This is a genomic window from Anaeromyxobacter sp. K (assembly GCF_000020805.1).
Classification (GTDB): Bacteria; Myxococcota; Myxococcia; order Myxococcales; family Anaeromyxobacteraceae; genus Anaeromyxobacter; species Anaeromyxobacter dehalogenans.
On the sequence record NC_011145.1, the window covers coordinates 2605160 to 2631532 of the forward strand.

Annotated in this window: 28 protein-coding genes and 1 tRNA gene; 6 read left to right on the plus strand and 23 right to left on the minus strand. The window is 74.1% G+C overall.

Features of this window, described 5'->3' with window-relative positions; translation table 11 throughout:
- Positions 1 to 51: 51 nt before the first annotated feature.
- Together ANAEK_RS11660 and ANAEK_RS11665 are read right to left on the minus strand one after the other, a co-directional pair.
- On the minus strand, positions 52 to 666 hold the full coding sequence (locus tag ANAEK_RS11660; RefSeq protein WP_012526340.1) for a hypothetical protein: 615 nt from the start codon (positions 664 to 666) through the stop codon (positions 52 to 54).
- Between the two features lie 7 nt (positions 667 to 673).
- The gene (locus ANAEK_RS11665) at positions 674 to 1603 is read right to left on the minus strand and encodes an AgmX/PglI C-terminal domain-containing protein (RefSeq protein ID WP_012526341.1); all 930 of its coding nucleotides are present in this window, start codon (positions 1601 to 1603) and stop codon (positions 674 to 676) included.
- Between the two features lie 83 nt (positions 1604 to 1686).
- Between ANAEK_RS11665 and truA the strand changes: the two genes are divergently transcribed.
- On the plus strand, positions 1687 to 2505 hold the full coding sequence (gene truA, locus ANAEK_RS11670; RefSeq protein ID WP_012526342.1) for a tRNA pseudouridine(38-40) synthase TruA: 819 nt from the start codon (positions 1687 to 1689) through the stop codon (positions 2503 to 2505).
- A gap of 105 nt (positions 2506 to 2610) precedes the next feature.
- On the opposite strand, the gene ANAEK_RS11675 is transcribed toward truA, so the two are convergent.
- From ANAEK_RS11675 to ANAEK_RS11710, 8 genes are all read right to left on the minus strand, one after another.
- Positions 2611 to 2835, minus strand: coding sequence for a ribbon-helix-helix domain-containing protein (locus tag ANAEK_RS11675; protein ID WP_012526344.1), 225 nt, complete (start codon positions 2833 to 2835; stop codon positions 2611 to 2613).
- A gap of 181 nt (positions 2836 to 3016) precedes the next feature.
- Complete coding sequence (gene larE, locus ANAEK_RS11680) at positions 3017 to 3871, minus strand: ATP-dependent sacrificial sulfur transferase LarE (RefSeq protein ID WP_012526345.1); 855 nt, start codon at positions 3869 to 3871, stop codon at positions 3017 to 3019.
- Between the two features lie 36 nt (positions 3872 to 3907).
- Positions 3908 to 4660 (minus strand): adenylyl-sulfate kinase, encoded by a 753-nt coding sequence (gene cysC / locus ANAEK_RS11685; RefSeq protein WP_012526346.1) that lies wholly within the window; start codon positions 4658 to 4660, stop codon positions 3908 to 3910.
- A gap of 309 nt (positions 4661 to 4969) precedes the next feature.
- Complete coding sequence (locus tag ANAEK_RS11690) at positions 4970 to 5662, minus strand: ThiF family adenylyltransferase (protein WP_012526347.1); 693 nt, start codon at positions 5660 to 5662, stop codon at positions 4970 to 4972.
- A gap of 22 nt (positions 5663 to 5684) precedes the next feature.
- Positions 5685 to 5963, minus strand: coding sequence for a sulfurtransferase TusA family protein (locus tag ANAEK_RS11695; protein ID WP_012526348.1), 279 nt, complete (start codon positions 5961 to 5963; stop codon positions 5685 to 5687).
- Positions 5960 to 6709, minus strand: coding sequence for a ThiF family adenylyltransferase (locus ANAEK_RS11700; protein WP_012526349.1), 750 nt, complete (start codon positions 6707 to 6709; stop codon positions 5960 to 5962). The genes ANAEK_RS11695 and ANAEK_RS11700 overlap by 4 nt, the downstream gene beginning before the upstream one ends.
- A gap of 66 nt (positions 6710 to 6775) precedes the next feature.
- Positions 6776 to 7150 carry a hypothetical protein gene (locus ANAEK_RS11705; protein WP_012526350.1) on the minus strand — a complete coding sequence of 125 codons (375 nt, stop codon included), beginning with the start codon at positions 7148 to 7150 and terminating at the stop codon, positions 6776 to 6778.
- 1 nt (position 7151) lies between these two features.
- On the minus strand, positions 7152 to 9488 hold the full coding sequence (locus tag ANAEK_RS11710; RefSeq protein WP_012526351.1) for a TIGR02266 family protein: 2337 nt from the start codon (positions 9486 to 9488) through the stop codon (positions 7152 to 7154).
- Between the two features lie 189 nt (positions 9489 to 9677).
- On the opposite strand from ANAEK_RS11710, the gene ANAEK_RS11715 reads away from it, so the two are divergent.
- The 3 genes from ANAEK_RS11715 (at position 9678) to ANAEK_RS11725 (ending at position 11524) form a co-directional block, all read left to right on the plus strand.
- A complete protein-coding gene (locus ANAEK_RS11715; protein WP_012526352.1) occupies positions 9678 to 10994 on the plus strand; it encodes an inositol-3-phosphate synthase in 1317 nt (438 codons plus the stop codon).
- Between the two features lie 33 nt (positions 10995 to 11027).
- Complete coding sequence (gene fdxA / locus ANAEK_RS11720; protein WP_011420590.1) at positions 11028 to 11351, plus strand: ferredoxin FdxA; 324 nt, start codon at positions 11028 to 11030, stop codon at positions 11349 to 11351.
- Positions 11352 to 11442: 91 nt separating this feature from the next.
- A tRNA-Leu gene (locus ANAEK_RS11725) sits at positions 11443 to 11524 on the plus strand.
- 110 nt (positions 11525 to 11634) lie between these two features.
- On the opposite strand, the gene secG is transcribed toward ANAEK_RS11725, so the two are convergent.
- The 5 genes from secG to ANAEK_RS11750 all read right to left on the minus strand — a co-directional run bounded on the left by secG (position 11635) and on the right by ANAEK_RS11750 (position 15345).
- On the minus strand, positions 11635 to 12003 hold the full coding sequence (gene secG / locus ANAEK_RS11730) for a preprotein translocase subunit SecG (RefSeq protein ID WP_012526353.1): 369 nt from the start codon (positions 12001 to 12003) through the stop codon (positions 11635 to 11637).
- On the minus strand, positions 12000 to 12761 hold the full coding sequence (gene tpiA / locus ANAEK_RS11735) for a triose-phosphate isomerase (protein WP_012526354.1): 762 nt from the start codon (positions 12759 to 12761) through the stop codon (positions 12000 to 12002). Before tpiA ends, secG begins: the two co-directional genes overlap by 4 nt.
- A 2-nt stretch (positions 12762 to 12763) precedes the next feature.
- Positions 12764 to 13954: a phosphoglycerate kinase gene (pgk, locus tag ANAEK_RS11740; RefSeq protein WP_012526355.1), complete on the minus strand. Its 1191-nt coding sequence runs from the start codon at positions 13952 to 13954 to the stop codon at positions 12764 to 12766.
- 8 nt (positions 13955 to 13962) lie between these two features.
- Positions 13963 to 14964, minus strand: coding sequence for a type I glyceraldehyde-3-phosphate dehydrogenase (gene gap / locus ANAEK_RS11745; protein WP_012526356.1), 1002 nt, complete (start codon positions 14962 to 14964; stop codon positions 13963 to 13965).
- Positions 14965 to 15126: 162 nt separating this feature from the next.
- Positions 15127 to 15345 carry a hypothetical protein gene (locus ANAEK_RS11750; RefSeq protein WP_232288193.1) on the minus strand — a complete coding sequence of 73 codons (219 nt, stop codon included), beginning with the start codon at positions 15343 to 15345 and terminating at the stop codon, positions 15127 to 15129.
- A 242-nt stretch (positions 15346 to 15587) separates the two neighbouring features.
- Between ANAEK_RS11750 and ANAEK_RS11755 the strand changes: the two genes are divergently transcribed.
- Together ANAEK_RS11755 and ANAEK_RS11760 are read left to right on the plus strand one after the other, a co-directional pair.
- Positions 15588 to 17180: an NAD(P)/FAD-dependent oxidoreductase gene (locus ANAEK_RS11755; RefSeq protein WP_012526358.1), complete on the plus strand. Its 1593-nt coding sequence runs from the start codon at positions 15588 to 15590 to the stop codon at positions 17178 to 17180.
- A complete protein-coding gene (locus ANAEK_RS11760) occupies positions 17177 to 17455 on the plus strand; it encodes a hypothetical protein (protein WP_041454069.1) in 279 nt (92 codons plus the stop codon). The genes ANAEK_RS11755 and ANAEK_RS11760 overlap by 4 nt, the downstream gene beginning before the upstream one ends.
- Positions 17456 to 17611: 156 nt before the next feature.
- On the opposite strand, the gene ANAEK_RS11765 is transcribed toward ANAEK_RS11760, so the two are convergent.
- The 8 genes from ANAEK_RS11765 to ispH all read right to left on the minus strand — a co-directional run bounded on the left by ANAEK_RS11765 (position 17612) and on the right by ispH (position 26357).
- Positions 17612 to 17968, minus strand: coding sequence for a cupin domain-containing protein (locus ANAEK_RS11765; protein WP_011420582.1), 357 nt, complete (start codon positions 17966 to 17968; stop codon positions 17612 to 17614).
- Positions 17969 to 17998: 30 nt separating this feature from the next.
- Positions 17999 to 18715: an SPOR domain-containing protein gene (locus ANAEK_RS11770; RefSeq protein WP_012526360.1), complete on the minus strand. Its 717-nt coding sequence runs from the start codon at positions 18713 to 18715 to the stop codon at positions 17999 to 18001.
- A 71-nt stretch (positions 18716 to 18786) separates the two neighbouring features.
- A complete protein-coding gene (locus ANAEK_RS11775) occupies positions 18787 to 20583 on the minus strand; it encodes an arginine--tRNA ligase (RefSeq protein ID WP_012526361.1) in 1797 nt (598 codons plus the stop codon).
- Between the two features lie 72 nt (positions 20584 to 20655).
- Positions 20656 to 21765: a lipopolysaccharide assembly protein LapB gene (locus ANAEK_RS11780; protein WP_012526362.1), complete on the minus strand. Its 1110-nt coding sequence runs from the start codon at positions 21763 to 21765 to the stop codon at positions 20656 to 20658.
- Positions 21762 to 22259, minus strand: a complete 498-nt coding sequence (locus tag ANAEK_RS11785) for an HIT domain-containing protein (RefSeq protein WP_012526363.1) — start codon at positions 22257 to 22259, stop codon at positions 21762 to 21764. Before ANAEK_RS11785 ends, ANAEK_RS11780 begins: the two co-directional genes overlap by 4 nt.
- 25 nt (positions 22260 to 22284) lie before the next feature.
- Positions 22285 to 23433, minus strand: coding sequence for a signal peptide peptidase SppA (sppA, locus tag ANAEK_RS11790; RefSeq protein WP_012526364.1), 1149 nt, complete (start codon positions 23431 to 23433; stop codon positions 22285 to 22287).
- Positions 23434 to 23538: 105 nt separating this feature from the next.
- Complete coding sequence (locus tag ANAEK_RS11795) at positions 23539 to 25245, minus strand: 30S ribosomal protein S1 (RefSeq protein WP_011420576.1); 1707 nt, start codon at positions 25243 to 25245, stop codon at positions 23539 to 23541.
- Positions 25246 to 25466: 221 nt separating this feature from the next.
- On the minus strand, positions 25467 to 26357 hold the full coding sequence (ispH, locus tag ANAEK_RS11800; RefSeq protein ID WP_232288194.1) for a 4-hydroxy-3-methylbut-2-enyl diphosphate reductase: 891 nt from the start codon (positions 26355 to 26357) through the stop codon (positions 25467 to 25469).
- Positions 26358 to 26373 lie beyond the last annotated feature (16 nt).

The following is a 26373-nucleotide window of genomic DNA, read 5'->3' on the forward strand; positions in this document are numbered from 1 at the left end:
GGCTTCGAATATAGCCAGGGTGCCGCGTGGCCGCTCCCCCAAACCCCGCGGCTAGCGATCGAGGAGGGCCTCGATCTCCCCGGCGAGGGCATCGGCCTTTTGCGCCACGGACCGAGGGATCGCGTCCTCGTCCCGGCAGGCCGAGGCGAGGCGCCGCGCCGCGGCCGCGAGCCGCTCCACCCGCTCCGACCTGGGCGGCGCCGGCGTCGGCGGAGGCGGACCGAAGCGCTCCGCGATCTTGCGGTTCATGGCCGCCGGGGTGGGAGGCCGCTCGATCACCTCGTCCCGCAGCTCGCGCCAGCCCGAGTCGGAGAGCCGGCCGGCGGCCTCGGCGCGGGAGAGCACCTCGATCACCTCGAACGGCGGAGCGCGCGTCTCGCCCCGGGCCTTCGCCAGCTCCGGCTCGTGCCGCTCGAGGAACCCGTAGCTGGCGGTGAGCTTGTCCGCGGTCGCGCCGCGGATGAACAGCTCCTTCGTGCAGTACCGCTCGAAGCTCGGGTATCCCCACCCGCGCCACAGCTCCTTGCGCCGCACCTCGGAGAGGAGCCGCCCCAGCTCGACCCAGGCCGACTTGAAGCGCTGCGCGCCCTCGAGCACCTTCCGGCGCATCGAGCCCTCCGGGAGGTCCTCGGCGCGGGCGGCCAGCTTCTCGGCGGTGGCGGTCATGTGGGGCTCACTGGCCGATGCGGAACGCGAGCGACACGGTCGGGCGCTGCCCCGGGAACGGGTCGAAGCGCCAGCCGTGGAGCGCCTGCAGCAGGCAATCGCGCAGCGCGCCCTGCTTGAAGCGCGGGTCGTCCACCCAGAGCGCGGCCACGCGGCCGTCGTTCCCGATGGCGAACTCGATGGGCACGTCGCCGCGGAACTCGGGCGAGCGGGCCGCCTCGGCGCGGAAGCACGGGACGAGCGTGCGCTGCTCGCGCGCCACCACCGACTGGATCTTCCGCTCGTCGAACTGCGCCGCGACCAGCTCGCCGCCGCTCACGTCGCCGCTCGCCGCGCGCCCCGCCGGACCGCCGCGCCCGGCCAGGCCCGGCTCGCGCCGCAGCGCGCCCCGCGCCCCGCCGCCGCCGGGCCCCGCGCCCGGCGTCCCCTCGCCGGGGCCGCCGTCGAGCGGGACCTCGATCTCGTCGTCCGGCGCCGCGCGGCTGGAGACGCCGACCCGCGCCACCGAGGCGATGCGGATGCCCGCGCCGAAGTCCTCGAGCAGCGGGTTGGTCCCGGCGCTCCGGCGGGCCATCAGGAACGCGCCGCCGATCGCGCCGGCGACGAGCAGGAGCGCGGCGGCCGCGACCGCCAGGGCCTTGCGCCGGCCGCGCCGCTGCCGGAGCAGCCGCGCCCCGGTCACCTCGCGCTCGACGCGCAGGGCGGCCTGCGCCTTCTTGGCGTGGACCACGAACGGCGGGAGCTCGCCCACCGGCGTCCAGTGGCCGTCGCCGGAGGACACCGGCGTGGTCGGCTCGAGCTCGCCCCGGTACAGCATCGCGGCGAGCGTGCGGGAGTCCACCGGCCCGAACACCTCGCCGGCGCGGCGGAACAGCCACTCGCCGCCCTCGAGGGCCGGGTCGTCGTTGATGGGGTTCGGTTCGGTGCCTGGCGCCATGCGGTGCGGGGACGTGGGGTGAGGTCGGAGGCGCGCGGCCGGCTCGCGCCGGCGCGGCGGGCGTGGGAACTTAGCACGTCGGCATGGAACGGCGCTCCTACGCACTGCGGCTCGCCTACGACGGCGGCCGGTTCCGGGGATTCCAGCGGCAGCCCGGGCTGCCGACCGTGCAGCAGGCGCTGGAGGAGGCGCTGGAGCGGCTCGGGCTGCGGGCCCAGCTCCACGTCGCGGCCCGCACCGACGCCGGCGTGCACGCGCTCGCGCAGGTCGTCAGCTTCTCGGCGCGCGCCGCGCTCGACCCGGCGGCGCTGCGGCGCGGGCTGAACGAGGGCCTGCCCGAGGGGATCCTGGTGCTGGACGCGGCGCGGGTCGGCCCGTCGTTCCACGCGCGCGGCTCGGCGATCGCGCGCACCTACGTCTACCTCGTGGGCGCTCCGCCGCCGGAGGGGCTGCGCCCGTACGCGTGGACGCTGCCGGACGCGCGCGCGTTCCCGGACCTCGCGGAGGTCCCGCCCCTCGACGCCGCGGCCATGCGCGAGGCGCTCGGGCACGCGGTCGGCGAGCACGACTTCGTCGGCTTCGCCCGCCCCGGCGAGCAGCGCGGCACGGTGCGGACCCTGCTCCGCGCCGAGGTGATCGAGGCGGGCTGGGCGCCGCTCGTGGCGGTGGTGCTGGAGGGCAAGGGGTTCCTGCGCGCGATGGTGCGGAACCTGGTGGGCACCGCGGTCGCGGCCGGCCTCGGCCGCGCGCCGCCGGACGTGATTCGCACCCTGCTCGCGACGCGCGGCCGCTACCGCGGCGTCCGCGCGCCGGGCTGGGGGCTCACGCTCGCAGCGGTGCGCTATCCGGACGGTACGTGGCCGTCGCGCGCGGCGCCGCCGGACCCGGCAGCGCCTCGATGACCCCGTCGGCGCGGCGCACCACCGCGACGCGGACCAGGCGCAGGCGGGCCAGGGTCCGGACCGGCAGCGGCGGCGGGCGGGCCGACTCGGCGCGCTCGCGCGCGATCACATCGCGCTCCGCTGGTCCGGCAGGTGGCCGTACTTCGCGAGCAGGTCGGCGACCGCCTCCCGGAGGTAGTCCGACTGGCGCACGCGCGTCTTCCGCGCCAGGTTGCGCAGCTCGGCGGCGAGCGCCGGCGGCAGGCGCACCAGCATGGGCTCGAGCCGGTTCGGGTTGCCTTCGACGGCGCTGCTCTCCAGGGACTCGGGTGCGATATCGGCGGGGTGCATGTGCGCTCCTTGCGACATGGGCTGACTTGCACCTACACGCTACCACCCGGTATCCGGCCATCAAGAAAACCGCCAACTGGCCGGAAACTTGACAGAACGAGCGGGAACCGCGCCGACGCGCCACGGACGGGGCCGAAGCCCTCCGGGTGCGTCCACGACCGCGATCGACCTGCCGGGGTGATCAGCCGTCGACGACGGGCAGCGCGATGCCGGCGAGCGCGTTCAGCCGCCCGGAGCGGAACGGCTCCAGATCGAGCACCGCGAGCCGGAAGCCGGCCGCCTTCACCGCCTCGACCAGGGCGGCGCGGCACGCGAACGCGGCCTCCAGCTCACCCTCCCCCACCTCCACGCGCCCGATCTCGCCGTGGTGGCGCACCCGGAACTCGCGAAGCCCGAGCGCCCGCAGCCCCGCCTCCGCCCGCTCCACCTGGGCCAGGCGCTCCGGCGTGACCGGCGTGCCGTAGGGGATCCGGGAGGCGAGGCACGCCATCTGCGGCTTGTCCCAGGTCGGCAGCCCGTAGGCCGCGCTCCAGGCCCGCACCTCGTCCTTGCCGAGGCCGGCCTCCGCCAGCGGCGAGCGGATCCGGCGCTCCAGGGCGGCCTGGTGGCCCGGCCGGTGGTCGCGGCGGTCGTCGGCGTTGAAGCCGTCGAGGATCGCGGCGAGCCCCGCCTCGCGCGCCGCCTGCTCGCAGAGCCGGTACAGCTCGGACTTGCAGAAGTAGCAGCGGTCGGCGCCGTTCGCGAGGTAGCGCGGGTCGTCCTGCTCGTGGCTGTCCACCTCGAGGTGGCGCGCCCCGAGCCGGGCCGCGAGCGCGCGCGCCTCGGCGCGCTCCGCCAGCGACACCGACGGCGAGTGCGCGGTGAGGGCCACCGCGCCGGGACCCAGCACCTCGCGCGCGACCGCGAGCACGAACGTGGAGTCCACGCCGGCCGAGAACGCGACCAGGGCGCTCCCGCAGGCGGCGACGTCCGATCTCAGCCGGGCGAGCTTGGGCTCGGAGGCCCGGCGGATCGCGTCGAGGTCGTCGGGGCGCATGGCGCCGGTCTTATACCCGGCGCGCGCCCGGGGCCGCTACCGGCGCCGCTTCGCGCCCTTGGCCGGGCTCGCCGCCGCCTTCCGCGGGGGCCGCCGGGCGGCCTGGCGCGCGTCGAGCTTCCGGCGCGCGCCGCCGGCGGACGCGGCCTTCGGGGCCGCCTTCGCCGGCTTCGCCGCCCTGGGCTTCGCGGCGGCCTCGGGGCGCGCGCGGCGCGGGCGCTGGCCTCCGGTGAGCCGGCCGAACTCGGCCGGGCCGATGACCTTCGCGTCCACCATCGCCTGGAGCACGCGCAGCACGCACTCGTCCACCGAGAGCTGGTCGGTGTGCACGACCACCTCCGGGCGCGCGGGCGGCTCGTAGGGCACGTCCACCCCGGGCACACCCTTCAGCTCGCCGGCGAGCGCCTTCGCGTAGAGGCCCTCGGGATCGCGCTCCCGCAGCTTCTCCATGGAGCAGTCCACGAAGACCTCGACGAAGCGGCGCGCCTCGCGGCGGAGCTGCTCGCGCGCGTCGCGGTTCGGCGAGAGCGCGGCGCAGACCGCGATCCCCCCCGAGCGCATCACCGCCTTCGCGACGAACCCGAGCCGGGCGACCACCTTGGCCCGGTCGTCCTTGAGCGTGCCCAGCCCCTCCAGCAGCAGCGCCGCCTCGCCGTCCTCGTCGAGCAGCGTCGCGGGACGGCCCGCGGCCGCGAGCCGCGCGACCAGGTGGGAAGCCAGGGTGCTCTTGCCCGCCCGGTTCATCCCGGTGAGCCAGACCACGAACCCGGCGCCGTGTTGCGTCTCCATGCCGTCCTCCGGACGCGCCGCAACGGGGTCACCGGCGGCGAACGAGCGGTTTGGTCGGTGGAGTATACCCTCTCGCACCTCGGTTCTCAAAATCGGACCGCATCGCGCCAAATCCACGTTCGCGCTGTCTTTCCAGGCGTTTGCGCAATCCGATATCGGTGGACCCGTTCTCCCTGGGTCAATCTGGCGCCGGCGGCCGGCCCGGCGTTCACGGTGGGAGAACGCCGCCGCGGGCGCTCGCCGCCGCCCGGCGCCGGGCGTGGCGCGGCGCCGGCGGCCTCCCCCGGGCGCGGGATCGCTGGGCTTTCCTCAGGCTTCGGCCGGCTGCGCGCCGGCGCAGGCGCAGCCGGCGAGCCGCGCGGTGGGGCGGGCCGTCGCCACGCCGCGGACCAGCTCGACGCGGCGCCCGGCGACGGTGCCCGGCTGGGCCATCAGGTGGAGCAGCTCCGCCGCGCCGAGCGCGGCGAGCGCCGCGACCCCCGGCTCCGGCGGCCGGCCCGCGCCTGCGGTGGACCGCGCGCACGAGTAGCACGGCGCCCCCGGCGGCACCGAGATCACCGCGCCGCCGTCGCCGTCGGGCTCGACCACCACGTGCGGGATGCCGGCCCGGCGCGCCGCCTCGGCCGCCGTGACCGCCTGCACCACCGACGGCGCGCAGACGAGCGCCGCGCCGGGCACGCCGCCGGTCGGATACCGGTCCACCTGGACGAAGGCGGACAGCGGCGCGAGCGCGCTCCGGGCCGCGTCGACCCGCGAGGAGCCGACCGCCGACGGCGGGAACAGCCACCCGGAGAGATCCGCGGGCGACACGTCCTCGGGATCGTCGAGCCAGAGCCGGCCGACGCCCGCCTGGACCAGGTACACGAGCGCCGCCGACGCGACCGCGTCCACCCCGACCACCCGCACGCGGGCGCCGAGCAGCCGCTCCTGCACGTCCTCCCCGAAGCCGGGCACCAGGAGCTGCCGGGCCCAGCGCGCGATCCGATCGTCGCTCAGCGACATGGTTCCTCCGGGCGGACGCGGCTCACGGGAGCACCGGCGCGTCGGCGGGACGGCGCTTCTCGAGGACCAGGCGGAACGCGCCGTCGCCCGCTCCCGGCAGCGGCTCCACCGCGAGCACGCGGTGCCCATCCTCCTCGGCGCTGCGCGGGACGCTCTCCAGCGGCTCGCCGGCGCGCAGCCACACCTCGAGCCGCTCGCCCTCCGCGAGCCGCTCCAGCGCGATCCGCGTCTTCACCCAGGTCATGGGGCAGGCGTAGGCACGGATGTCGATCCGGCTCGGGGCGCGCTCGGGGCCGCTCACGCCGCGCCCCCCGCCGGCGCCGCCGGCGCGTCGCAGGCGGCGGGCGCGCTGCTCCCCAGCACCTGGCGCCCGGCGCAGGCCAGGCACCCGGGGCGCTTCCGGACCAGCACCAGCCGCGACCGGCCGCTGCGCAGCTCGTAGGTGAACAGCCGCCCCTCGTACGTCCCGCGCTCGCCGGCGAGCAGGCGCAGCGCCTCGGCGGCGAGGAGCGCGCCGGCGAACCCGGCCACCGGGCCGAGGATCCCGGCCTGCGAGCAGGACGCGACCGATCCCGGCGGCGGCGGCGCCTCGAACAGGCAGCGCAGGCAGCCGCCCAGGCCGGAGGGGGCCACGGTGAGGAGCTGGACGGTGGTCCGGAGCACGCCGGCGTGCACCAGCGGGCGCTTCACCCGCGTGGCGGCGTCGTTCGCGAGGAACTTGGTCTCGAAGTTGTCCGACCCGTCCACGATCACGTCGGCGCCGCCGGCCAGCGCCTCGGCGTTGCCGGGGTCGAACCGCTCGTCGCGCGCGTCCACCGCGACCGACGGGAAGATCGCCCGCAGCCGCGCGGCCGCGACCGCCGCCTTCCGCCGGCCCACGTCGGCCTCCTGGAACAGCGGCTGCCGGTTCAGGTTCGAGGTCTCGACGGCGTCGTCCTCGACCAGGACGAGCTGCCCCACCCCGGCCGCCGCCAGCGTGAGGAGGGCCGGGGCGCCGAGGCCGCCGGCGCCGATGACGAGGACGCGCTTGCCGGAGAGGCTGGTCATGGGACGCGTTCGCCTATATCCCGCCCCCGCCTCCCCGGCAACAGCGCCGGGGCGCGTCGGCCGCGGTCAGAAGGTGAGCGCCCTGCCCGCGCGCGCGGCGCGCCACAGCGAGGGCAGCGTCTCGATGGCGTCGAGCCGCCCGCGGACCTCGTCCGGATCGAGGCCGGCGAGCCGCACCGCGGTGTCGCACGCCACCACGCGCAGCCCCAGCTCGCGCCGGGCCTCCTCCAGCGCCTCCGCGAGCGGCGTCACCCGCGCCTCCGCCGCGGACGGCGGCGCCCCCTCGTCGAAGCGCCCGTCGACCCAGAGCCGCAGCGCCTCGAAGAAGAGCGCCACCGTGACCTGCTCGCCGAAGGCGGCCGCGGTCACGGCGAGCGTGGCCGCCTGGTAGCGATCCTCCCAGGCGCCGCGGTGAAGGAAGACGACCAGCGGACCGGCCATGTCACTTCCTCGAGCCGAACATGCGGCCGAACAGGCCCTGCCTCGGCGCGGCGGACGGCGACGCGGGCGCGGGCGGGCGCGGGTGGGGGGCGCGCTCCAGCGGGCGGGCGCCGCGGGGCGCGGTCTGCGGCTCCGGCAGGTCGAGCTTCTGGCGGAGCGACTCGGGGGTGTCGAGCGTGGCGAGCTGCATGGCGGTGACCTGGCCGGTGGCGAGGTCGCGCGCGGTGACGGTGAGGATGCCCTCGGCCCCGAGCGCGAACTCCACCGCCACCCGGACCTCGCCGCGCGGCCGCGCCGGCAGCCCCTCCACGCGCACGGTGCCGAGGTACTCGCACTCGGACGCCTTCTCCGAGTCGCCCTGGAACACCTGCAGCTCGAGCTCCGTCTGGCCGTCGCGCGTGGTGGCGTGCTCGTGCGCCTTCCTCGCGGGCAGGCGCGTGTTGCGCGGGAACACCGGCGCCATCCGGCCGCCGGGCAGCCCCACCCCGATGCCCATGGCCAGCGCGTCGATCAGCACCACCGAGTCGATGCGGTGCGCCGAGTCGGCCAGCAGCGCCGCGCCGAGCGCCACCGCCTCGTCCGGGTGGACGCTGCGGTTCGGCTCGCGCCCCAGCGCCTCCTGGATCTTGCGCCAGACGAGCGGCATCCGGCTCTGGCCGCCCACCAGCAGCACCTCGTCCACGTCGCCGGGCCCGAGGCCCTTCGCGCCGAGCACCTCGCGACAGACCTCGAGGGTGCGGTCCACCAGCCGCTCGGTGAGCGCCTCCAGCTCGGCCCGCGTGACCGTCACCTCCAGGCCCACGTCCTTGCCGCCCCGGTCCTTGCACAGGTACGGCACCTGGGCCACCGCCACCTCGCGGGTGGAGAGCGCGACCTTCGTCTCCTCCGCGGCGTCGCGGATGCGCTGCCACACCACCCGGTCCTCGGGCGGCGCGAACCCGTGCTCCTCCATGAAGCGCCAGACCAGGTGGTCGAGGAGCTGCGCGTCGAAGTCCACGCCGCCGAGGAACGTGTCGCCGCCGGTGGAGATCACCTCGTAGACGTCGCCCTGGATCTCCAGCACCGAGGCGTCGAAGGTGCCGCCGCCCAGGTCGTACACCAGCACCCGCTTGTCGAGCCCCTTGCCGAAGCCGAACGCGAGCGCCGCGGCGGTGGGCTCGTTCACGATGCGGTCCACGGCCAGGCCGGCCAGGCGCCCCGCCTCGCGGACCGCGTTGCGCTGGTGGTCGTTGTAGTAGGCGGGCACGGTGATCACCGCGTGCTCGACCGGCGCGCCCAGCGCCTGGGCGGCGGTCTCGCGCATCTCGCGCAGGATCAGCGCCGCGATCTGCTGCAGCGAGAAGTCGCGGCCGGCGAAGCGCACCGCCGCGGCGCCGTCGGGGCCCGGCACGATCTCGTAGTGGAAGCGGTCGCGGCACGCCTGCACCGTGGGCGAGGCGAACGGGCGCCCCACCAGCCGCTTCGAGCCGTAGACGGTGTTGCGCGGGTTCACCACCATCTGCGCCTTGGCGGCGTGCGCGACCAGCAGCCGCCCCTGCGCGTCGTAGGCGACCACCGACGGGAGCGTGCGGTAGCCCTGGCGCGAGGCGAGCACCTCGGGCTTGCCTCCCCGCACCACCGCCACGCAGGAGTTGGTGGTGCCGAGATCGATGCCGATCACCGGACCGCGCGCCTTCGTCGGAGGCGCCGGGGACGCTGCGGACGCCGGGGGCGCCGACGCGGGCGCGGCGGGCGCGGCGGCCGGCGGGGGCGCCGACGCGGGCGCGGCGGCCGGGGCCGGGCGGGGCGCGGGCGCGCCGGGCGGGTGCCCCGGCGGCGAAGCGGAGGCGCGCATCGCGGGCCCGGGCACGCCGGGGGGACGTCCCGGGGGCGGCGCGGCCGCGCGCGTCGCGGGCGCGGGCGCGCCGGGCGGACGTCCGGCAGCCGGCGCCGGCGCTGCGGCGGGCGGTCGCGCCGGCGGGGCCGCCGGGCGGGGCGGCTCGTCGCTCTGCGCCGCGGCGCCGCGGCCCGCCACCAGCCGGTCCACCAGCGCCCGGCTCTCGGGCGAGAGGTCCACGAACTTGATGCCCATCCCCGGGACGCGCGCCGGCTCGCCGGGCGCGGACGGGGGCGTGCTCCAGCGCACCACGCCGCTGCCGTGGATGACCTGGTCGCCGGACTCGAGCACCACGTCCAGCCGCAGCGGGGTCCCCGGCGGCTGCGGCTCGAGCGTCCGCACGAACAGGCCGCCGCGCGAGACGTTCAGCGCGAAGCGATCGACGAACTCGTCCACCGATCCGTAGGCCAGCCGGATGCGGAGCAAGACGGGGACACGGGGGTCGCGGCGTTCCTGCGGCATTTCGGCGGATTGTACCCCCGACGGGCCGCCCCGCCAGCCCGAGCCCAATGGCGGCCCCTTCGCGGCGGCCGGTGGCCTACGCTTCCGGTGACCGGCCGCCCGCCCGGCCACGCGTCAGGCCTTGCGGCGGCGGCGGCGGCCCGAAACCTTGTTGGGAGCGGTCGCGCACCGCGCCGGGAGGAAGCCACCGTGAGGAAGCCACGCTCGATCGCGCCGGCGAAGGGCCGGCTGGCCGTGCTCGTGCCCGGACTGGGCGCCGTCGCCACCACCCTCATCGCGGGGGTCGAGGCGGTGAAGCGCGGGATGGGCAAGCCGATCGGCTCGCTCACGCAGATGGGCACGGTCCGGCTCGGAAAGCGCACCGAGAAGCGGGCGCCGCTCATCCGCGAGCTGGTGCCCATCGCCGCGCTCGAGGACGTGCGCTTCGGCGCGTGGGACCCGTTCCCGGACGACGCCTACGCCTCCGCGACGCACGCCGCGGTGCTCGACCACGCGCTGCTGGAGCAGCTCCGCGTCCCGCTGTCCGCGGTCCGGCCCATGCCGGCGGTGTTCTCGCCGGAGTACGTGCGCCGCCTCGACGGGCCGAACGTGAAGAAGGCGCCGAGCAAGCTGGAGCTGGGCGAGGCGCTGCGCGAGGACATCCGCCGCTTCGTGCGCGAGAACGACTGCGCCCGCGCGGTGATGGTCTGGTGCGCCTCCACCGAGGTGTACCTGGAGCCGTCGGCGGTCCACGCCGAGCTGGGCCGGTTCGAGAAGGCCATGGCGGCGAGCGACCCGGCCATCGCGCCCTCGATGATCTACGCCTGGGCGGCGCTGAAGGAGGGCGTGGCGTTCGCGAACGGCGCGCCGAACCTGACCGTGGACGTCCCCGCGCTGCAGCAGCTCGCGCGGAAGCAGGGGGTGCCGCTCGCGGGCAAGGACTTCAAGACCGGCCAGACCATGATGAAGACCGTGCTCGCGCCCATGCTCAAGGCGCGGCTGCTCGCCCTGAACGGCTGGTTCTCGACGAACATCCTGGGCAACCGCGACGGCGAGGTGCTCGACGATCCCGGCAGCTTCAAGACCAAGGCGGTCTCGAAGCTCTCCGCGCTCCAGTACATCCTGCAGCCGGAGCTGTACCCCGACCTCTACGGCCACTTCGACCACCAGGTTCACATCGAGTACTACAAGCCGCGCGGCGACAACAAGGAGGGGTGGGACAACGTCGACATCGAGGGCTGGCTCGGCTACCCGATGCAGATCAAGGTGAACTTCCTCTGCCGGGACTCGATCCTGGCGGCCCCCGTCGCGCTCGACGTGGCGCTGTTCCTGGACCTGGCGCAGCGCGCCGGGATGTCCGGGATCCAGGAGTGGCTCTCGTTCTACTTCAAGAGCCCCATGGTCGCCGAGGGCCTCTACCCCGAGCACGACCTGTTCATCCAGCTCACCAAGCTGAAGAACACGCTCCGCCACCTGGCGGGCGAGGAGCTCATCACCCACCTCGGGCTCGACTATTACGAGCCCTAGATTAGGAACCCGTCCCCTTCTGGAGGACGCGCCATGGCCTACGTCGTCGCCGAGCCCTGCATCAAGTGCAAGTACACCGATTGCGTCGAGGTCTGTCCGGTGGACTGCTTCTACGAGGGGCCGAACTTCCTCGTCATCCATCCGGACGAGTGCATCGACTGCGGCGCCTGCGAGCCTGCCTGCCCGACCAAGGCCATCTTCCCGGAGGAGAGCCTGCCGGCGAAGTGGAACGAGTACGTGCAGCTGAACTCCGAGCTGAGCAAGGCCTGGCCGAACATCACCGAGAAGAAGGACCCGCTGCCCGAGGCCGAGGAGTGGAAGGACGTGGAGGAGAAGCGGGACAAGCTGGAGCGGTGACCGGTCGGGAAAGCTCCGCCTTCCTGACCCGTTCGCGTTTTCCGCTGTTGCGCCCGGAACGGGCCTTTGCTAGAAACCGTCCGCTCCGAACGCCCAGGTGGTGGAACTGGTAGACACACCATCTTGAGGGGGTGGCGCCGTAAGGCGTGCGAGTTCGAATCTCGCCCTGGGCACTCCGAACAGCAGAAAGGGGATCCGGCGAACCGGATCCCCTTTTTCTTTGCCCTCTCGTCGCGATCCCGGGGACGGGCGCCCGCGCCACGCGAGCGCCCTGCCCTCGCCGCTACTTGCCGGGCGCGGGCTGCGCCGGGGCCGGCGCGGCCGGCTGCTGGGCCGGGGCGGGCTGCGCCGGCGCGGGGAGCTGGGCGCCCGGCGCGAACGGCGCCGGGGCCGGGGCGGCCTCGCGCTCGACCACCGAGGTGGTGCGCGACGCGTGGTAGGCGAGCGTCACCGAGGTGAGCATGAAGATGCCCGCGGACACGCTGGTCACCTTGCCGAGGAACGTCTGGGAGCCGCGCCCGCCGAACACCGTCTGCGAGCCGCCGCCGCCCAGGCCGGCGCCCATGCCCCCGCCCTTACCGGCCTGGAGCAGGATCACGAGGATGAGGAAGATGCAGACGAGGACGTGGAGGACGGTGACGAGCGTGATCAACGGAGTGCACCTTTCACGATGGCGAGGAAATCCTTCGCCTTGAGGCTGGCCCCGCCGACGAGCGCGCCGTCGACGTCGGGCTGGGACATGAGCTCCTGAGCGTTCTCGGGCTTCACCGAGCCGCCGTATTGAATCCGGATCGCGTCCGACACGGAACCCCCCAGATCGCGGAGGATCTTCCGGATGGCGGCGTGGACCTCCTGCGCCTGGGCGGCGGTGGCGGTCTTCCCGGTACCGATGGCCCACACCGGCTCGTAGGCGACCGTCACCCGGCCCAGCGCGCCGGCGTCCAGCCCGGCGAGCCCCTGCCGCACCTGCCGGTCGACCACCTCCAGCGTCCGGCCGGCCTCGCGCTCGGCGAGCGTCTCGCCGACGCAGACGATGGGCGCGAGCCCGGCGGCGAGCAGCGCCTCGGCCTTCCTGCGGACGGCCTCGTCGGTCTCGCCGAACAGCTGGCGCCGCTCGCTGTGGCCCACGATGCCGTGGCGGCAGCCCGCCTCCGCCAGCATCGCGGCGGACACCTCGCCGGTGAACGCGCCCTGGACCTCCCAGTGCACGTCCTGCCCCGCGACCTCGACCGCCGAGCCGGCCGCGGCCTGCGCGGCGGCGTGGAGGGCGGTGAAGGGCGGCGCCACCGCCACCTGCACCTTCCCGGCGGCGTCGCCGAGCCCGGCGGCCAGCTCCTTCACGAGCTGGACCGCCTCGGCGACCGTCTTGTGCATCTTCCAGTTGCCGCAGACGAACTTGGTGCGGGCCACGGTCACTCCTCGCACGCCTTCACGCCGGGCAGCTCCCGCCCCTCGATGAACTCGAGGCTGGCGCCGCCGCCGGTGGAGACGTGCTTCATCGCGTCCACGATACCGGCCTGCTCGACGGCCGCGGCGCTGTCGCCGCCGCCCACCACGGTGACGGCCGGGCTCGCCGCCATCGCCTTCGCGACGCCGAAGGTGCCCTCGGACCACGGCTTCTGCTCGAACAGGCCCATGGGGCCGTTCCAGAAGACGGTCTTCGCCGCGGCGATGCGCTGCCGGTAGCGGTCGAGCGTCTTCGGGCCGATGTCGAGGCCCATGAGGCCGTCGGGGATGGCGCGGTCGTTCACGACCACGCGCTCGGCGGTCTCCTTGGGCTCCGCGCCGCAGACGTGGTCCACCGGGAGCAGCAGGTCCACCTTGCGGGCCTCGGCGCGCTCCAGGATCTGGCGGGCCAGCTCGAGCTTGTCCTCCTCGACCAAGCTCTTCCCCACCGGCACGCCCTGCGCCTTCAGGAACGTGTAGGCCATGGCGCCGCCGACGCAGATCGCGTCGGCCTTGGCGATGAGGTTCTCGAGGACCTTGATCTTGTCCGACACCTTGGCGCCGCCGACGATGGCCACGAACGGCCGCGCCGGGCTGCCGAGCGCCTTGCCCAGGTACTCGACCTCCTTCTGCACCAGGAAGCCGGCGGCCTTCTCCTTCACGAACCTCGCCATGCCCGCGGTCGAGGCGTGGGCGCGGTGCGCGGTGCCGAACGCGTCGTTCACCCACACGTCGGCCAGGCTGGCCAGCTCGCGGGCGAACGCCTCGTCGTTCTTCTCCTCCTCGGGGTGGAACCGGAGGTTCTCGAGCAGGAGGACGTGCCCGTCCTTCAGGTCCCGCACCAGCTTCTTCACCCCGTCGCCGACGCAGTCGTCCGCCAGGATCACGTCCTGGGAGAGCAGCTCGGAGAGCCGCACCGCGGCCGGCTCGAGGGTGAGCTTCTGGCGATCGTCCGGCTTGCCCTTCGGGCGCCCCAGGTGCGAGGCCAGGATCACCTTGGCCTTGGCCTGGATGGCGTGGCGGATGGTCGGCAGCGCGGCGCGGATGCGCGCGTCGTCGGTCACCCTGCCCTGCGGGTCGAGCGGGACGTTGAAGTCCACGCGGATGAAGACCCGCTTGCCCGCGAGATCGAGGGCGTCGATGGTCCTGAGCGCCATGGCGGCTCTCACTTCGTGACGAGCTTCGCCACGTCCACCATGCGGTTCGAGAAGCCCCACTCGTTGTCGTACCAGGCGAACACCTTCGCGAAGTTGCCGTCGATGACGAAGGTGTTGGTGGCGTCGAAGATCGACGAGTGCGGGTTGTGGTTGTAGTCCACCGAGACGGTCGGCGCCTCGGAGTACTCGAGCACGCCCTTCAGCGCGCCCTCGGCCGCCTTCTTGAACTCGGCGTTGATCTCCTCGGCGGTGGCGCTCTTCTCCAGCTCCACCGTGAGGTCCACCAGGGAGACGTTCGGCGTGGGCACGCGCACCGCGGTGCCGTGCAGCTTGCCCTTCAGCGCCGGGATCACCTCGGCGACCGCCTTGGCGGCGCCGGTGGTGGACGGGATCATCGACAGCGCGGCGGCGCGGGCGCGGCGCAGGTCCTTGTGCGGCAGGTCGAGCAGGTTCTGGTCGTTCGTGTACGAGTGGATCGTCGTCATCAGGCCGCGCTTGATGCCGAACGACTCGAGCAGGACCTTCGCCACCGGCGTGAGGCAGTTGGTGGTGCAGGACGCGTTCGAGATGATCTTGTGCTTCGCGAGGTCGAGCTGCTGGTGGTTGATGCCGTAGGCGATGGTGATGTCCGGGCCCTTCGCCGGCGCGGAGATCAGCACCCGCGGCGCGCCGGCCTGGAGGTGGCCCTCGGCCTTGGCGCGCTCGGTGAACAGGCCGGTGCACTCCAGCACCAGGTCCACCTTGTTCGCGGTGTGCGGCAGGTCGGCCGGCGACTTGATGGCCGTGACCTGGATCTCCTTGCCGTTCACCACGATGCCCTTGTCCGTGGCCTTCACGTCGGCGTTCAGGACGCCGTGCACGGAGTCGTACTTCAGCAGGTGCGCCAGGGTCTTCGTGTCGGTGAGGTCGTTGATGGAGACGAACTCCAGGTCCTTCTCCCCGCGCTCGATGGCAGCGCGAACGATGCAGCGACCGATGCGACCGAAGCCGTTGATTGCGATACGCGCCATGCGCCGCCCTCCTCCTGGGGGTTGAAAAAGGTGGCCTAAGCTACTTTCCGCGACATGGGGAGTCAACGGAAACGAGGTGGGACGGAGCTGGAAAAAAAGCAAGGACGGCGCCGGGTTCTCCCGGCACCGTCCGCGCGCTCCCAGGCCGTGGGTGCGGCCGCGCTAGAGGGCGGCCCGCCAGCCTTCCTTGGCGTCCTCGCCGAGGAGCTGGGGCGGCGTGGCCCGGAGGGCCTCGGCGTCGTGCTCGCCCTTGAGATCCTGGGTGACGAGGTCGATGAGCTCGGTCGAGAGGCTCAGGATCTGGTTGGGCGAGTAGCCGTTGCCACGCAGCTCCTTGAAGAGCGACTTCGCGAGGATCTGGGTTCCCTTGACGTCGAGCATGCCTGGCACCATTGAGTTTCTCCCGCGCGGTGCGGACCTGGCCGCGCCGCAAACGACCGTGGCCCCCGGAAGCAGCAAGGGGCGGGCCAAACCCGTTCGAAGGTGACCGCACCAATATTTTCATGTAGTTGTGCCCTTCCAGGCCCTTTCCGGAGCCGAGGGCGGGTGCGTAGGCCGGTTCGCATCCCCTGCCCGCGTGACAGACCGGCGCGTAACCCGCTTCGCGGTCGGAGAGGTGTCGCTTGCGGTACAGGATCTCGAACATCCCGCTCTGGCTCGACGAGGACGAGGGGCTGCTGACGCGCCGCGCCGCCGAGCGCCTGGGCGTCTCGGCCGCGCACCTCCGCGAGGTGCTGGTGATCCGCCGCTCGCTCGATGCGCGGAAGAAGGGCCACGCGCGGTGGCTGGTGAACCTCGAGGCGACGGTCGACGGCGAGGTCCACGGCGCCGGCGCCGACGTGACGCCCGCCCCGGCCCCCGAGCCGCCGGCGCCGAGGGTGCGCGCGCCGGCCGCCCCGCCCATCATCCTCGGGGCGGGCCCTGCCGGCCTGTTCTGCGCCTGGGAGCTGCTGGAGCGCGGGGTGCCCTCGGTGGTGGTCGATCGCGGCAAGCCGGTCGGGCCACGCCGGCGCGACGTCGCCGAGCTCATGCGGTCCGGCGCGCTCGATCCCGAGTCGAACATGAACTTCGGCGAGGGGGGCGCGGGCGCGTACACCGACGGCAAGCTCGGGACGCGCATCCACCACCCGGCGGTGCGCAAGGTGGTCGAGCTGTTCGCGCGGTTCGGGGGCGTGTCGCGGATCCTGGCCGAGGGGAAGCCGCACGTCGGCTCCGACCTCCTGCCCGGCGCCATCTCCGCCATGCGCGAGGAGCTGGAGCGCGGCGGCTGCACGTTCCTGTGGGGCGCGCGCGCCGTGGACCTGGAGCTCGCCGGCGGCCGCTTCCGCGGCCTGACGCTCGCCGACGGCCGCACGGTCGACTCCGACCGGCTGGTGCTCGCCCCGGGGAACAGCGCGCGGGAGCTGTTCGAGCTGTTCGCCCGGCGGGGCTGGCCCGTCGAGGCGAAGCCGTTCGCGGTCGGGTTCCGCGCGGAGCACCCGCAGCCGCTCATCGACCGCATCCAGTACGGCACCGAGCGGCGCCACCCGAAGCTCCCGCCCGCGGACTACAAGCTGGCCGACAACCCGCGGGTGGCGGGCGAGGCGCGCGGCGTCTTCTCGTTCTGCATGTGCCCCGGCGGCGTGGTGGTCCCCACCCCGACCGAGCCCGAGATGCAGTGCACGAACGGCATGTCCAACTCGCACCGCAGCTCGCCGCTCGCGAACGCGGGGATGGTCGTCGCAGTCTCGCCGGCGGACTTCGCCGCCGAGGGCTTCGAGGGCCCGCTCGCCGGCCTCGAGTGGCAGCGCAAGTGGGAGCGCGCCGCGTACCGCCTCGGCGGCGGCGGGTACCACGCGCCGGCGCAGCGGCTGTCGGCCTACCTCGCCGGCCGGCCCGGGACCGCGCCCGGCCGCACCTCGTATCGCCCCGGCGTGGTGCCGGCCGATCTGTCGCAGCTCTTCCCGCCGGCGGTGCGCGAGGCGCTCCGCGCCGGCCTGCGGAGCTTCGAGAAGCGCATGCACGGCTTCGTCACCGACGAGGCGCTGCTCATCGGCGTCGAGACCCGCACCAGCGCGCCCTGCCGCCTGGTGCGCGGCGACGACCTGCAGAGCCCGGCGCTCCGCGGCGTCTACCCCGCCGGCGAGGGCGCCGGCTACGCGGGCGGCATCGTCTCCTCGGCGGTGGACGGGCTGCGCGTCGCCGAGGCCATCGCCGCGGAGCTGGGGCCGGCATGAGGCGGAAGCCCATGCGCTACCACGTGCGGGACGCGAGCGGCCGCGAGCTCGTGGTCCCGTCGCTGGCGGACCTGCACGCGCTCTACGCGCACGGCTTCCTCGCCGACGACGATCTGGTCCGCGCGGAGACCTCCGACCGCTGGACGCGCGCCGGGGCGATGCACGCGCTGCAGGGCGTGCGCGAGTCCCGCGCCGAGAGCCCGCGCAAGGTGGCGCTGCTGGTCGCGGCGCTGGTGGTCGTCGCGACCGCGATCGGGATCCTGCTCTCCCGCTGACGAGACCGGCTCTCGCCGCTGCGCGTCCTGCCGCGCCCCGCCGCCGGCGCGCGGCCGCCTTCGCGCCCCGGGGCGCGTGCGAAGCGGCCGGCGCGCCTGCGCGAGGCAACCCCGGCGTCGCCTGCGGCACGACCGCCCGGCGCCGCTCAGCGCCGCTCAGCGCCCGTAGTCGTCCTGGACGCGCACCACGTCCTCGACCTCGGGCGTGGACACCTCCAGCACGTCGCAGTCGGTCACCGCGCGCATGCGGTGCACCGTGCCCGGCCGCACGTGGTAGCTGTCGCCCGGGCGCATCGGGTGATCGACCAGGCGGCCGTCCTCCTGGAGGACGAGCACCATCTCGCCGCTCCAGAGGTGGATCGTCTCGTCCTTCTTCACGTGGTACTGGAGCGAGAGCTGCGTCCCCGCCTTCACGTGCAGGAGCTTGCCGACGTAGCGCTCGGTGTGGGCCCACCAGAGCTCGTGGCCCCAGGGCTTCTCGACGCGCTTCGGGTTCTCGAACGTGCTGGTCATGTCTCTCCGGCTCCCGACGTGAAGCTAGGCTCACCGGCTCGCCGTCACGAATCCCTTGGCCCCCGATTCCCGCTCGGCGTCGCGCAGGTAGCGCTCCGCCTCCGCGCGGGTCCCGAAGCTGCCCGCCCGCACCCGGAAGAAGCGGCCCTTGCCCGGGACGTCGGCGGCCTCGATGCGCGGCGAGAGCGCCCGGTACTTCGCGGCGATCCGCTCCGCCTCGGTCCGGCTCTGGGTGGCGGCGAGCTGCACCACGAACGCGCCCGCCGCGGCCGGCTTCGGCGCGGCGGGTGACGGCGCCGGGGCGGCGGCCGGCCTGGGCGACGGCGCGGGCGGCGCGGCGGCGGGCTTCTCGGGCGCGGCCGCGGGCGGCGCGGAGGGCGCCGCGGCGGTGGCCGTGGCGGACGGCGCGGGCGCGGCGGCGGCGGGCGCGGCCGCCGGGGCGGGCGCCGGGCGCGCCTCGACCGGCGGCGGCGCCGACGGCTTCCCCTTGGGGAGCTGGTCGTAGAAGGTCAGGTCGTTCCGGGCCGGGGCGGCCGGGGCCGCCACCGGGACGCGGTCGAGCGCGTCGAGGTCGCCGGAGCCGCGGACCGCCTCCGCCTGCCGGGCGGCCATCTGCCGGCCCACGTTCAGGCCGAGGACGAAGATGACGCCCAGGATCACGAGCGCGCCGACCACGATCGACGCGATCTGGCGGCCGTCCAGGGACAGCTCGAACTTCTCACGGCTCCGGGCGTTCTCTTCGCGCATGGACGTCACCCCGCCGCGGAGACGGGCGCGCGCCGCGAGGACCGGGGGCGCGAACCGCGGCAGCCAGGATTCTAGACGTCGTCCGCGATATCGCGAGTTTCCGGACTCTCCATCCGATCCGGCGCCGAGACGCCCAGGACCGCCAGGCCGTTCGCGAGCACCTGCTTCAGGGCGCGGCACAGGAACAGGCGCGCCGCGGTCTTGACCGGGTCGGGCCCGATGACCTTCTCGCCGCTCTTCTTCCCCTGCGTGTACCAGGAGTGGAACGCGGCGATGGTCTCCTGGAGGTAGAACGCCACCCGGTGCGGCTCGTAGGCGAGCGCGGCGGCGGCGAGCATGTCCGGGAACGCGGCGATGCGGCGGATGAGGTCCTGCTCCTCCGGCGAGGCGAGCGTCCGCGCGGCCTCGAGGTCGAAGTCGGGCACCGCGTGCCCGGCCTCGCGCGCCTTCTGGAAGATGGCCGCCAGGCGCGCGTGCCCGTACTGCACGTAGAAGACCGGGTTGTCGAGCGTCTGCCGCTTGGCGAGCTCGACGTCGAAGTCGAGCGGCGCGTCGGAGCGCCGGGTGAGGAAGATGAAGCGGGTCGCGTCGCGCCCCACCTCGTCGACGACCTCCCGCAGCGACACCAGCGTGCCGGCGCGCTTCGACATCTTCACCGACTCGCCCCCGCGCATCAGGCTGACCATCTGGATCAGCACGACGTGCAGGTCCTTGCGCGAGGCGCCCAGCGCCTCCATGGCCGCCTCGAGCCGCGGCACGTAGCCGCCGTGGTCGGCGCCGAGCACGTCCACCAGCGCGTCGGCGCGCTGGCGCTTGTCCCAGTGGTACGCGATGTCCGCGCAGAAGTACGTGGGCGTCCCGTCCGCCTTCTTCACCGGCCGGTCCACCTCGTCGCCGTACGCCGACGAGCGGAACAGCGTGAGGTCCTCGGCCGCGGTCACGCCCTCCTCGTCGGGCTGCGGCTGCGCCGGGGGCTGGCCCTTCTTCGACTTCGGCGGCGGCAGCTTGCCGACGTAGACGAGGTCCTTCTCCTCCAGGAAGCGGAGGAAGCGGTCCACCGTGCCCGACTCGTAGAGCGCCTTCTCCGACGACCAGCGGTCGAACGAGATGTTCACCGCGGCGAGGTCCCCGCGGATCATCCCGAGCACGTGCTGGACCGCGTGGTCGCGGAACAGCGTGAGCCACTCGGCCTCGGGCGCGTCCAGGAACCTCGCCCCGTACTCGGCCTTCAGGCCGGCGGCGATGTCCTTCACGTACTCGCCCGGATAGCTCTTGGGCGGCATGGTCACCGTCCGCCCGTGCAGCTCCTGGTAGCGGAGGTGGACCGAGCGCGCCAGCGTCTGCACCTGCGCGCCGTAGTCGTTGACGTAGTACTCGCGGGTGACGTCGAAGCCGGCCCAGCGCAGCAGGCCCTGGACGCCGTCGCCCACCACCGCGTTGCGCCCGTGCCCGACGTGCATCGGGCCGGTCGGGTTGGCCGACACGTACTCGACGATGACCTTCTTCCCCTGCCCCACCGCGGTCCGGCCGTAGTCCGGGCCCTCCGCGACGGCGCGCGCGAGCGTGCGCAGCCACAGGTCCGGGGAGAGCCGCACGTTGATGAAGCCGGGGCCGGCGATCTCCAGGCCGGCCAGGTCGCCGGCGGTGTCGGCCGCGCGCACCGCCTCGACGATCGCCTGCGCCAGCTCGCGCGGCGGCCTGCCCGCCTGCTTCGCCAGCACCATGGCGGCGTTCACCGCGAAGTCGCCGTGCTTCGGGTCGCGCGGCGCCTCCACCGAGAAGCCGGCGCCCGCCGCCGGCCAGCGCCCGTCGTCGGCGCCCTGGGCGAGCGCCTTGCGGAAGAGTTCGATGACGCGATCACGGACCATAGGAAGGGGTCTCTCTACCGGGGGCGCGCGCCGGAAGCAAGCGCCGGGCCGCGCGCGCGGGCCGGCGCCTGGTCAGGGATAGGCGTCGAACGCGCCGCAGCGGCGGCACCGCCACGCGCGCGACGGCGCGTCGGAGCCGCAGCGCTCGCACCGCGGGGCCTTGCCGCGGCGGAGCAGCGCCGCGACCAGCAGGTCGTGGCGGGCGGCGAGGTCGTCGGGCCCCGGCGCGCCGGCCTGGTGCAGCAGCTCCCGCATCGCCAGCGACACCTCGCCCACCCGGTCGCGCTCCAGCGCCAGGCGCAGCGCCGCCACCGCCTCCGGGTTCCGCGCGCAGCGGTGCAGCGCGCGGCCGTGCAGCAGGTGCAGGGCCGCGTCGTCCGGGCGCGCGGCCGCGCGGGCCGCCGCGAACGCCTCGGCCGCCGCGGCGTCCGGCACCGCGGCGAGCGCCGGCCACGCCAGCAGCGCGGCGCGCGGGTCCTCCTCGAGCGAGCGGCCCGCGGCGTCCAGGGCCGCGGCGGTCGCGCCCGCGCCGGCCTCCGCCTCGGCGAGCGCCATCCAGGCGTCCGCGCTGCGCGGGTGCGCCGCCAGGCCCTCTCGCGCGAGCGCCGCCGCCCGCGCCGGATCGCCGGCCAGCGCCTCGCGCGCCTGCGCCGCGAGCAGGTGCGCCAGCACCGGGTCCCCGTCGCCCGGGCCGATGCGCCGCTGCAGCGCCACCGCGCCCGCCAGGTCGCCCTGCTCGACCTTCACGTCGCGCAGCCCCTCGGCCGCGGCGCGATCCCCGTCGCGCTCCGCCAGCCGCGCGTACAGCTCGGCGGCCTCGGCGAGCATGCCGCTCCGCCGGTAGTCCTCGGCCAGCTCGCGCTCCACCTCGGCGCGCCGGGCCGGGTCGAGCCCGCGGCCGAAGAGCATGTTCCGGTGCAGGCGCACCGCCCGCGCGAGGTCGCCCTCGCGCCGGAACAGCGCGCCCAGCGCCAGGTAGGTGTCCACCGCCTCGGGCGTGCCCAGGCGCGCGGCGTCGGAGAGCGCCTCGATGGCGGCGTCCGGGTCGCCCTGCACGATGGAGCGGACGCCCTTCAGGTAGGCCTGCGCCTCGTCGCGGCGCCGGCGCAGCCGCTCCGCGAGCAGGATCGCCACGATCGCGGCGAGCGAGCCGGCGGCGAGCGCGAGCCAGAGCTGCGTCACGGGCCCAGCGCGGCGAACCCGGCGTGCAGCCGCTGCCAGGCCTCGTCGAGCGCCTCCACGACCACGCGGTTGTCGGCCAGCACCGGCATGAAGTTGTTGTCGCCGATCCAGCGCGGCACCACGTGCCAGTGCAGGTGGTCGGCGATCCCCGCGCCGGCGGCGCGACCCAGGTTCATGCCGACGTTCATGCCGTCCGGCTGGTAGACCGCCTTCACGACGGCGGCGGCGCGGCGCAGCTCCTCCTGCAGGTCGGCCCACTCCGCCGGCCCGAGCGCGCCGAGGTCGGCGACGTGCGCGCGCGGGATCACCATCACGTGCCCGGAGTTGTACGGGAACCGGTTCAGGCAGGTGAACGCGTGCGCCGAGCGGTGCACCACCAGGTTGCCGCGGTCGGCCGACTCCGGCGCCGCGGGGAAGTCGCAGAAGATGCACCCGGCCGGCTTCTCGGACCGGATGAACTCCATGCGCCACGGGGCCCAGAGCGGCTGCTGCACGGGAGTCTCCTTGCGGCGCGCGCCGCTACCGCGCGAGGAAGTAGACACCGGGCTGCCGCGCGTCGGCCGCGCCCTGCGCCACCCGGGTGGCGACCGCGTCGGCCACCGCGCCGGCCGCGCCGCCCATGAGCTGCTCGAGGAACCGGCCGTGCTCGTCGGGCGGGTAGACCAGCACCGCCTCGCCGCTCAGCTTCGCCTCCTGCTTCGCCAGCTCGACCGCGTCGTAGAAGTTGCCGAGCTGGTCCACCAGCCCGGCCTCCTTCGCCTGCGCGCCGGTGAGCACGCGGCCGTCGGCGATGGCGCGCACCTTCGCCTCGTCGAGCTTGCGCCCCTCGGCCACCGCCTTCACGAACTGGCCCAGCGTGTTCTCGACCAGCCCCTGCCAGTAGGCGCGGTCCTCCGGCGTCATGTCGCGGAACGGGTTGCCGGCGTCCTTGAGCTTGCCGGTCTTCACCGTCTCGACCTTCACCCCGAGCTTCTCGGCGAGGTCCTTCACGTTCGGGAACTGGCTGATGACGCCGATCGAGCCGGTGAGCGTGCCGGGGTTGGCGACGATCTTCGGGCAGGCCACCGACACGTACAGGCCGCCCGAGGCGGCCAGGTTGCCCATCGAGCAGACCACGACCTTCTTCTGCGCGAGGCGCTTCACCTCGTCGTGGATCTCCTGGCTGGCGCCCACCGAGCCGCCGGGAGAGTCCACCCGGATCACCACCGCCTTGAGGTCGCCGTCCTCGGCGAAGCGGCGGATGCGCTTCAGGATGTCCTCGGTCTCGTCGCGCTCGCCGCCGCCGATGGTGCCCTTCACGTCGATGACGCCGACGCGCGGGCCGGAGCCGAGGCGCGGGGACTCGCCCCGCACCGCGCCGAACGCCAGCAGCAGGAACCCGAAGAACACCAGGAACAGGCCGCCGAAGATGAACGCGACGATGCCGAGCGCCAGCCGGTCGCGGCGCGGCGGCGGCTGCGGCGGCATGCCGGGCGGGGGCGCGCCCCAGCCCGCGGGCGGCGGCGGCGGACCGGGCGGCGGGCCCCAGCTCGGCGGCGGCGGGGGCGGCGCGCCCCAGCGCGGCGGCTCCGGCCGCGCCGGCGATCCCGGCCCGGTCGCCCCGGGCTGCGGCTCCTGCGGGCCGACCGGCGTGGTGGGGAGGGGCTCGTTGGGATCGCTGGGGTTCATGGTCGGGTCAGGTAAGCACGCGGCCGGGGGGGTCGCAACCGGCAAAAATGAAGCGGGCGGCCCGCTCGCGCAGGCCGCCCGCAGGTGCTCCGGACCGCCGCGAGGCTACTTGCGGCGGTTGAACTTCTCCATCAGGTCGCCGAGGCGGGCGCGGCCGTCGCCCTGGCGGCGCAGGTACTCGCGGTAGTCGTCCTCGCCGCCGTCGCGGTTGACCGCCTTCATGGAGAGGGCGACCTTGCGGTCCTGGAGGTCCATGTCGATGACCTTGACCTCGACCTCCTGGCCCTCCTGCACGACGTCGCGCGGGTTCTCCACGCGCTCGTCCTTCATCTCGGACACGTGCACCAGGCCCTCGATGCCCGGCTCGATCTCCACGAACGCGCCGAAGTCGGTGACCTTGGTGACGCGGCCCTTCACGCGGGCGCCCACCGGGTGACGCTCGGAGAGCGTGGTCCACGGGTCGACGTGCGCCTGCTTGATGCCGAGGCTGAAGCGCTCGTTCTCGACGTCGATGTTGAGCACCACCGCCTCGACCACGTCACCCTTCTTGAACTTCTCGCCCGGGTGCTTGATGCGCTCGGTCCAGGAGATGTCGGACACGTGCACGAGGCCGTCGATGCCCTCCTCGACGCCGACGAAGATGCCGAAGTCGGTGACGTTGCGGACCTCGCCGCGGATCGTCGTGCCGATCGGATACTTGTCCTCGAGCAGCGTCCAGGGGTTCGCCTCGATCTGCTTCATGCCGAGGCTGATCCGCTTGGCCTTCGGGTCGATGTCGAGCACCACCGCCTCGACCTGGTCGCCCACGTTGACCAGCTTCGAGGGGTGCTTCACCCGCTTCGTCCAGCTCATCTCGGAGACGTGGACGAGACCCTCGACGCCCTGCTCCAGCTCGATGAACGCGCCGTAGTCGGTGAGCGAGACCACCTTGCCCTTGACGCGCGTGCCGACCGGATACTTCTCGTCGGCGCGGTGCCACGGATCCTCCTGGATCTGCTTCAGGCCCAGGCTGACGCGCTCGGAGGTCGGGTCGAACTTCAGGACGACGACGCGGACCTCCTGGCCGACCTCGAACATCTCCGACGGGTGGCCGATGCGGCCCCAGCTCATGTCGGTGACGTGCAGCAGGCCGTCGATGCCGCCCAGGTCGATGAACGCGCCGTAGTCGGTGAGGTTCTTGACCACGCCCTTGAGGATCGCGCCCTCCTTCAGGTTCTTCAGGGTCTCCTTCTTCAGCTCCTCGCGCTCCTTCTCGAGGAGGACCCGGCGCGACAGCACGATGTTCCCGCGCTTCTTGTTGAACTTGATGACCTTGAACTTGAACTTCTCGCCGATCAGCTTGTCCAGGTTCCGGACCGGCCGGATGTCGACCTGCGAACCGGGGAGGAACGCCTTCACGCCGATGTCGACGGAGAGGCCGCCCTTCACGCGCCCGACGATCACGCCCTCGACGAGCTCGTCGCGCTCGCACGCGGCGGAGATCTCGTCCCAGATGCGCATCTTGTCGGCCTTCTCCTTGGAGAGGACGACCATCCCGGTGTCGTTCTCCCGGGACTCGACGAGCACCTCGACCTTGTCGCCCACCTTCACCGCGGGCTCGCCGCCGGGGGCGGTCGAGAACTCGGAGATGGGCACCTGGCCTTCGGACTTGTAGCCGATGTCGATGACGGCGTAGTCCTTGGTCAGCTGGATGACGGTGCCGTTGACGACCTTGCCCTCCTCGATCGGACCGGCGCTGGCTTCGCTCGCGGCGAAGAGCGTCGCGAAGTCCTCGGTCTCGACGTCGGGCGTGCGGGGAGTCTGATTCTCCATTCGGTTAGGCCAACCTTTTTTCGGGAAGCGCCGGCGCCCGTCGGATCTCGGGGCTGGAACGTGCCGGCGTTGCCACTGCGTTGCCCCCTGGGTCTGGTGCTTCGCGCCGCGCCCCCGGGGATCGAGGAGCCGTCGCGCGCCGAGCGTACCCCGGCCTACATTCCGGATTACGGAGTGCGCACGCTACACGTCCGAATTTGCAGCGTCAAGGCGGGCCCCGGCTAGCGGAGCGCCCGCAGCCAGGCCGCCACCCCCTCGACCACCCAGTCCGGCGTCGAGGCCCCCGCCGAAAGGCCGACCACCCGGCACCCCTCGAACCAGGCCGCCCCGAGCTCGGCCTCGGTCTCGACGTGCCAGGTGCGCGGCTGGATGGCGCGGCAGATCTCGGCCAGGTGGCGCGTGTTGGCGCTGTTCTTCCCGCCCACCACCACCACTGCGTCGACCTCGCTGGCGAGCGCCCGGGCGTCCGCCTGGCGCTCCTCGGTGTCGTTGCAGATGGTGTTCACGGCCCGGACCTCCTTGTGCCGGAGGGCCAGGACGCCCACCACCCGCTCGAACTCCGCGCCGATGCAGGTGGTCTGGGCGATCACCGCGACCTTCTTCGCCTTGATCTCCGGCACCGGGCCGCCCGGCTTCACCACCGTGCACGGCTGCTCGGAGTACGAGATGACGCCCTTGATCTCGGCGTGGTTCGCGTCCCCGACGATGACGATGTGGTAGCCCTCGCGCGAGAGGCGCTGGGCCATGGCCTGCGGGTACTTCACGTACGGGCAGGTGCCGTCCACCACCTCGAGCCCGCGCGCCTCGGCCCGCTCCAGCTCCTCGCGGACCGCGCCGTGGGTCCGGACCACGACGGTGGTCCCGTCGGTCACCTCGCCGATCCCGTTCACGGTCCCGACGCCCTTCTCGCTGAAGCGGGCGACCGCCTGGGGGTTGTGGATGATGGGCCCGAGGGTGACGACGGGGGCCCGGTGCTGGTCGGCCACCTCCATCACCTTGTCGACGGTGCGGCGCACACCCCAGCAGAACCCGGCGGTCTTCGCGATCTTGACGTCCACGGCGCCTCTATATAACGGCGCGCCCTGCGACGGCCAGCCACCCTCCCCCTCCATCCGTGGCGCACCGCCG

Bases quoted from the DNA above. Each gene is read 5' to 3' on its own strand.
- ANAEK_RS11675 (WP_012526344.1), bottom strand. From the start codon at position 2,835: ATGCACCCCGCCGATATCGCACCCGAGTCCCTGGAGAGCAGCGCCGTC.
- ANAEK_RS11765 (WP_011420582.1), bottom strand. From the start codon at position 17,968: ATGACCAGCACGTTCGAGAACCCGAAGCGCGTCGAGAAGCCCTGGGGC.
- truA (WP_012526342.1), top strand. From the start codon at position 1,687: ATGGAACGGCGCTCCTACGCACTGCGGCTCGCCTACGACGGCGGCCGG.
- gap (WP_012526356.1), bottom strand. From the start codon at position 14,964: ATGGCGCGTATCGCAATCAACGGCTTCGGTCGCATCGGTCGCTGCATC.
- ANAEK_RS11710 (WP_012526351.1), bottom strand. From the start codon at position 9,488: ATGCCGCAGGAACGCCGCGACCCCCGTGTCCCCGTCTTGCTCCGCATC.
- cysC (WP_012526346.1), bottom strand. From the start codon at position 4,660: ATGGAGACGCAACACGGCGCCGGGTTCGTGGTCTGGCTCACCGGGATG.
- ANAEK_RS11705 (WP_012526350.1), bottom strand. From the start codon at position 7,150: ATGGCCGGTCCGCTGGTCGTCTTCCTTCACCGCGGCGCCTGGGAGGAT.
- sppA (WP_012526364.1), bottom strand. From the start codon at position 23,433: ATGAACCCCAGCGATCCCAACGAGCCCCTCCCCACCACGCCGGTCGGC.
- ANAEK_RS11750 (WP_232288193.1), bottom strand. From the start codon at position 15,345: ATGCTCGACGTCAAGGGAACCCAGATCCTCGCGAAGTCGCTCTTCAAG.
- ANAEK_RS11760 (WP_041454069.1), top strand. From the start codon at position 17,177: ATGAGGCGGAAGCCCATGCGCTACCACGTGCGGGACGCGAGCGGCCGC.
- pgk (WP_012526355.1), bottom strand. From the start codon at position 13,954: ATGGCGCTCAGGACCATCGACGCCCTCGATCTCGCGGGCAAGCGGGTC.
- ispH (WP_232288194.1), bottom strand. From the start codon at position 26,357: ATGGAGGGGGAGGGTGGCTGGCCGTCGCAGGGCGCGCCGTTATATAGA.
- fdxA (WP_011420590.1), top strand. From the start codon at position 11,028: ATGGCCTACGTCGTCGCCGAGCCCTGCATCAAGTGCAAGTACACCGAT.
- ANAEK_RS11770 (WP_012526360.1), bottom strand. From the start codon at position 18,715: ATGCGCGAAGAGAACGCCCGGAGCCGTGAGAAGTTCGAGCTGTCCCTG.
- ANAEK_RS11700 (WP_012526349.1), bottom strand. From the start codon at position 6,709: ATGACCAGCCTCTCCGGCAAGCGCGTCCTCGTCATCGGCGCCGGCGGC.
- ANAEK_RS11660 (WP_012526340.1), bottom strand. From the start codon at position 666: ATGACCGCCACCGCCGAGAAGCTGGCCGCCCGCGCCGAGGACCTCCCG.
- ANAEK_RS11665 (WP_012526341.1), bottom strand. From the start codon at position 1,603: ATGGCGCCAGGCACCGAACCGAACCCCATCAACGACGACCCGGCCCTC.
- ANAEK_RS11690 (WP_012526347.1), bottom strand. From the start codon at position 5,662: ATGTCGCTGAGCGACGATCGGATCGCGCGCTGGGCCCGGCAGCTCCTG.
- larE (WP_012526345.1), bottom strand. From the start codon at position 3,871: ATGCGCCCCGACGACCTCGACGCGATCCGCCGGGCCTCCGAGCCCAAG.
- ANAEK_RS11775 (WP_012526361.1), bottom strand. From the start codon at position 20,583: ATGGTCCGTGATCGCGTCATCGAACTCTTCCGCAAGGCGCTCGCCCAG.
- ANAEK_RS11795 (WP_011420576.1), bottom strand. From the start codon at position 25,245: ATGGAGAATCAGACTCCCCGCACGCCCGACGTCGAGACCGAGGACTTC.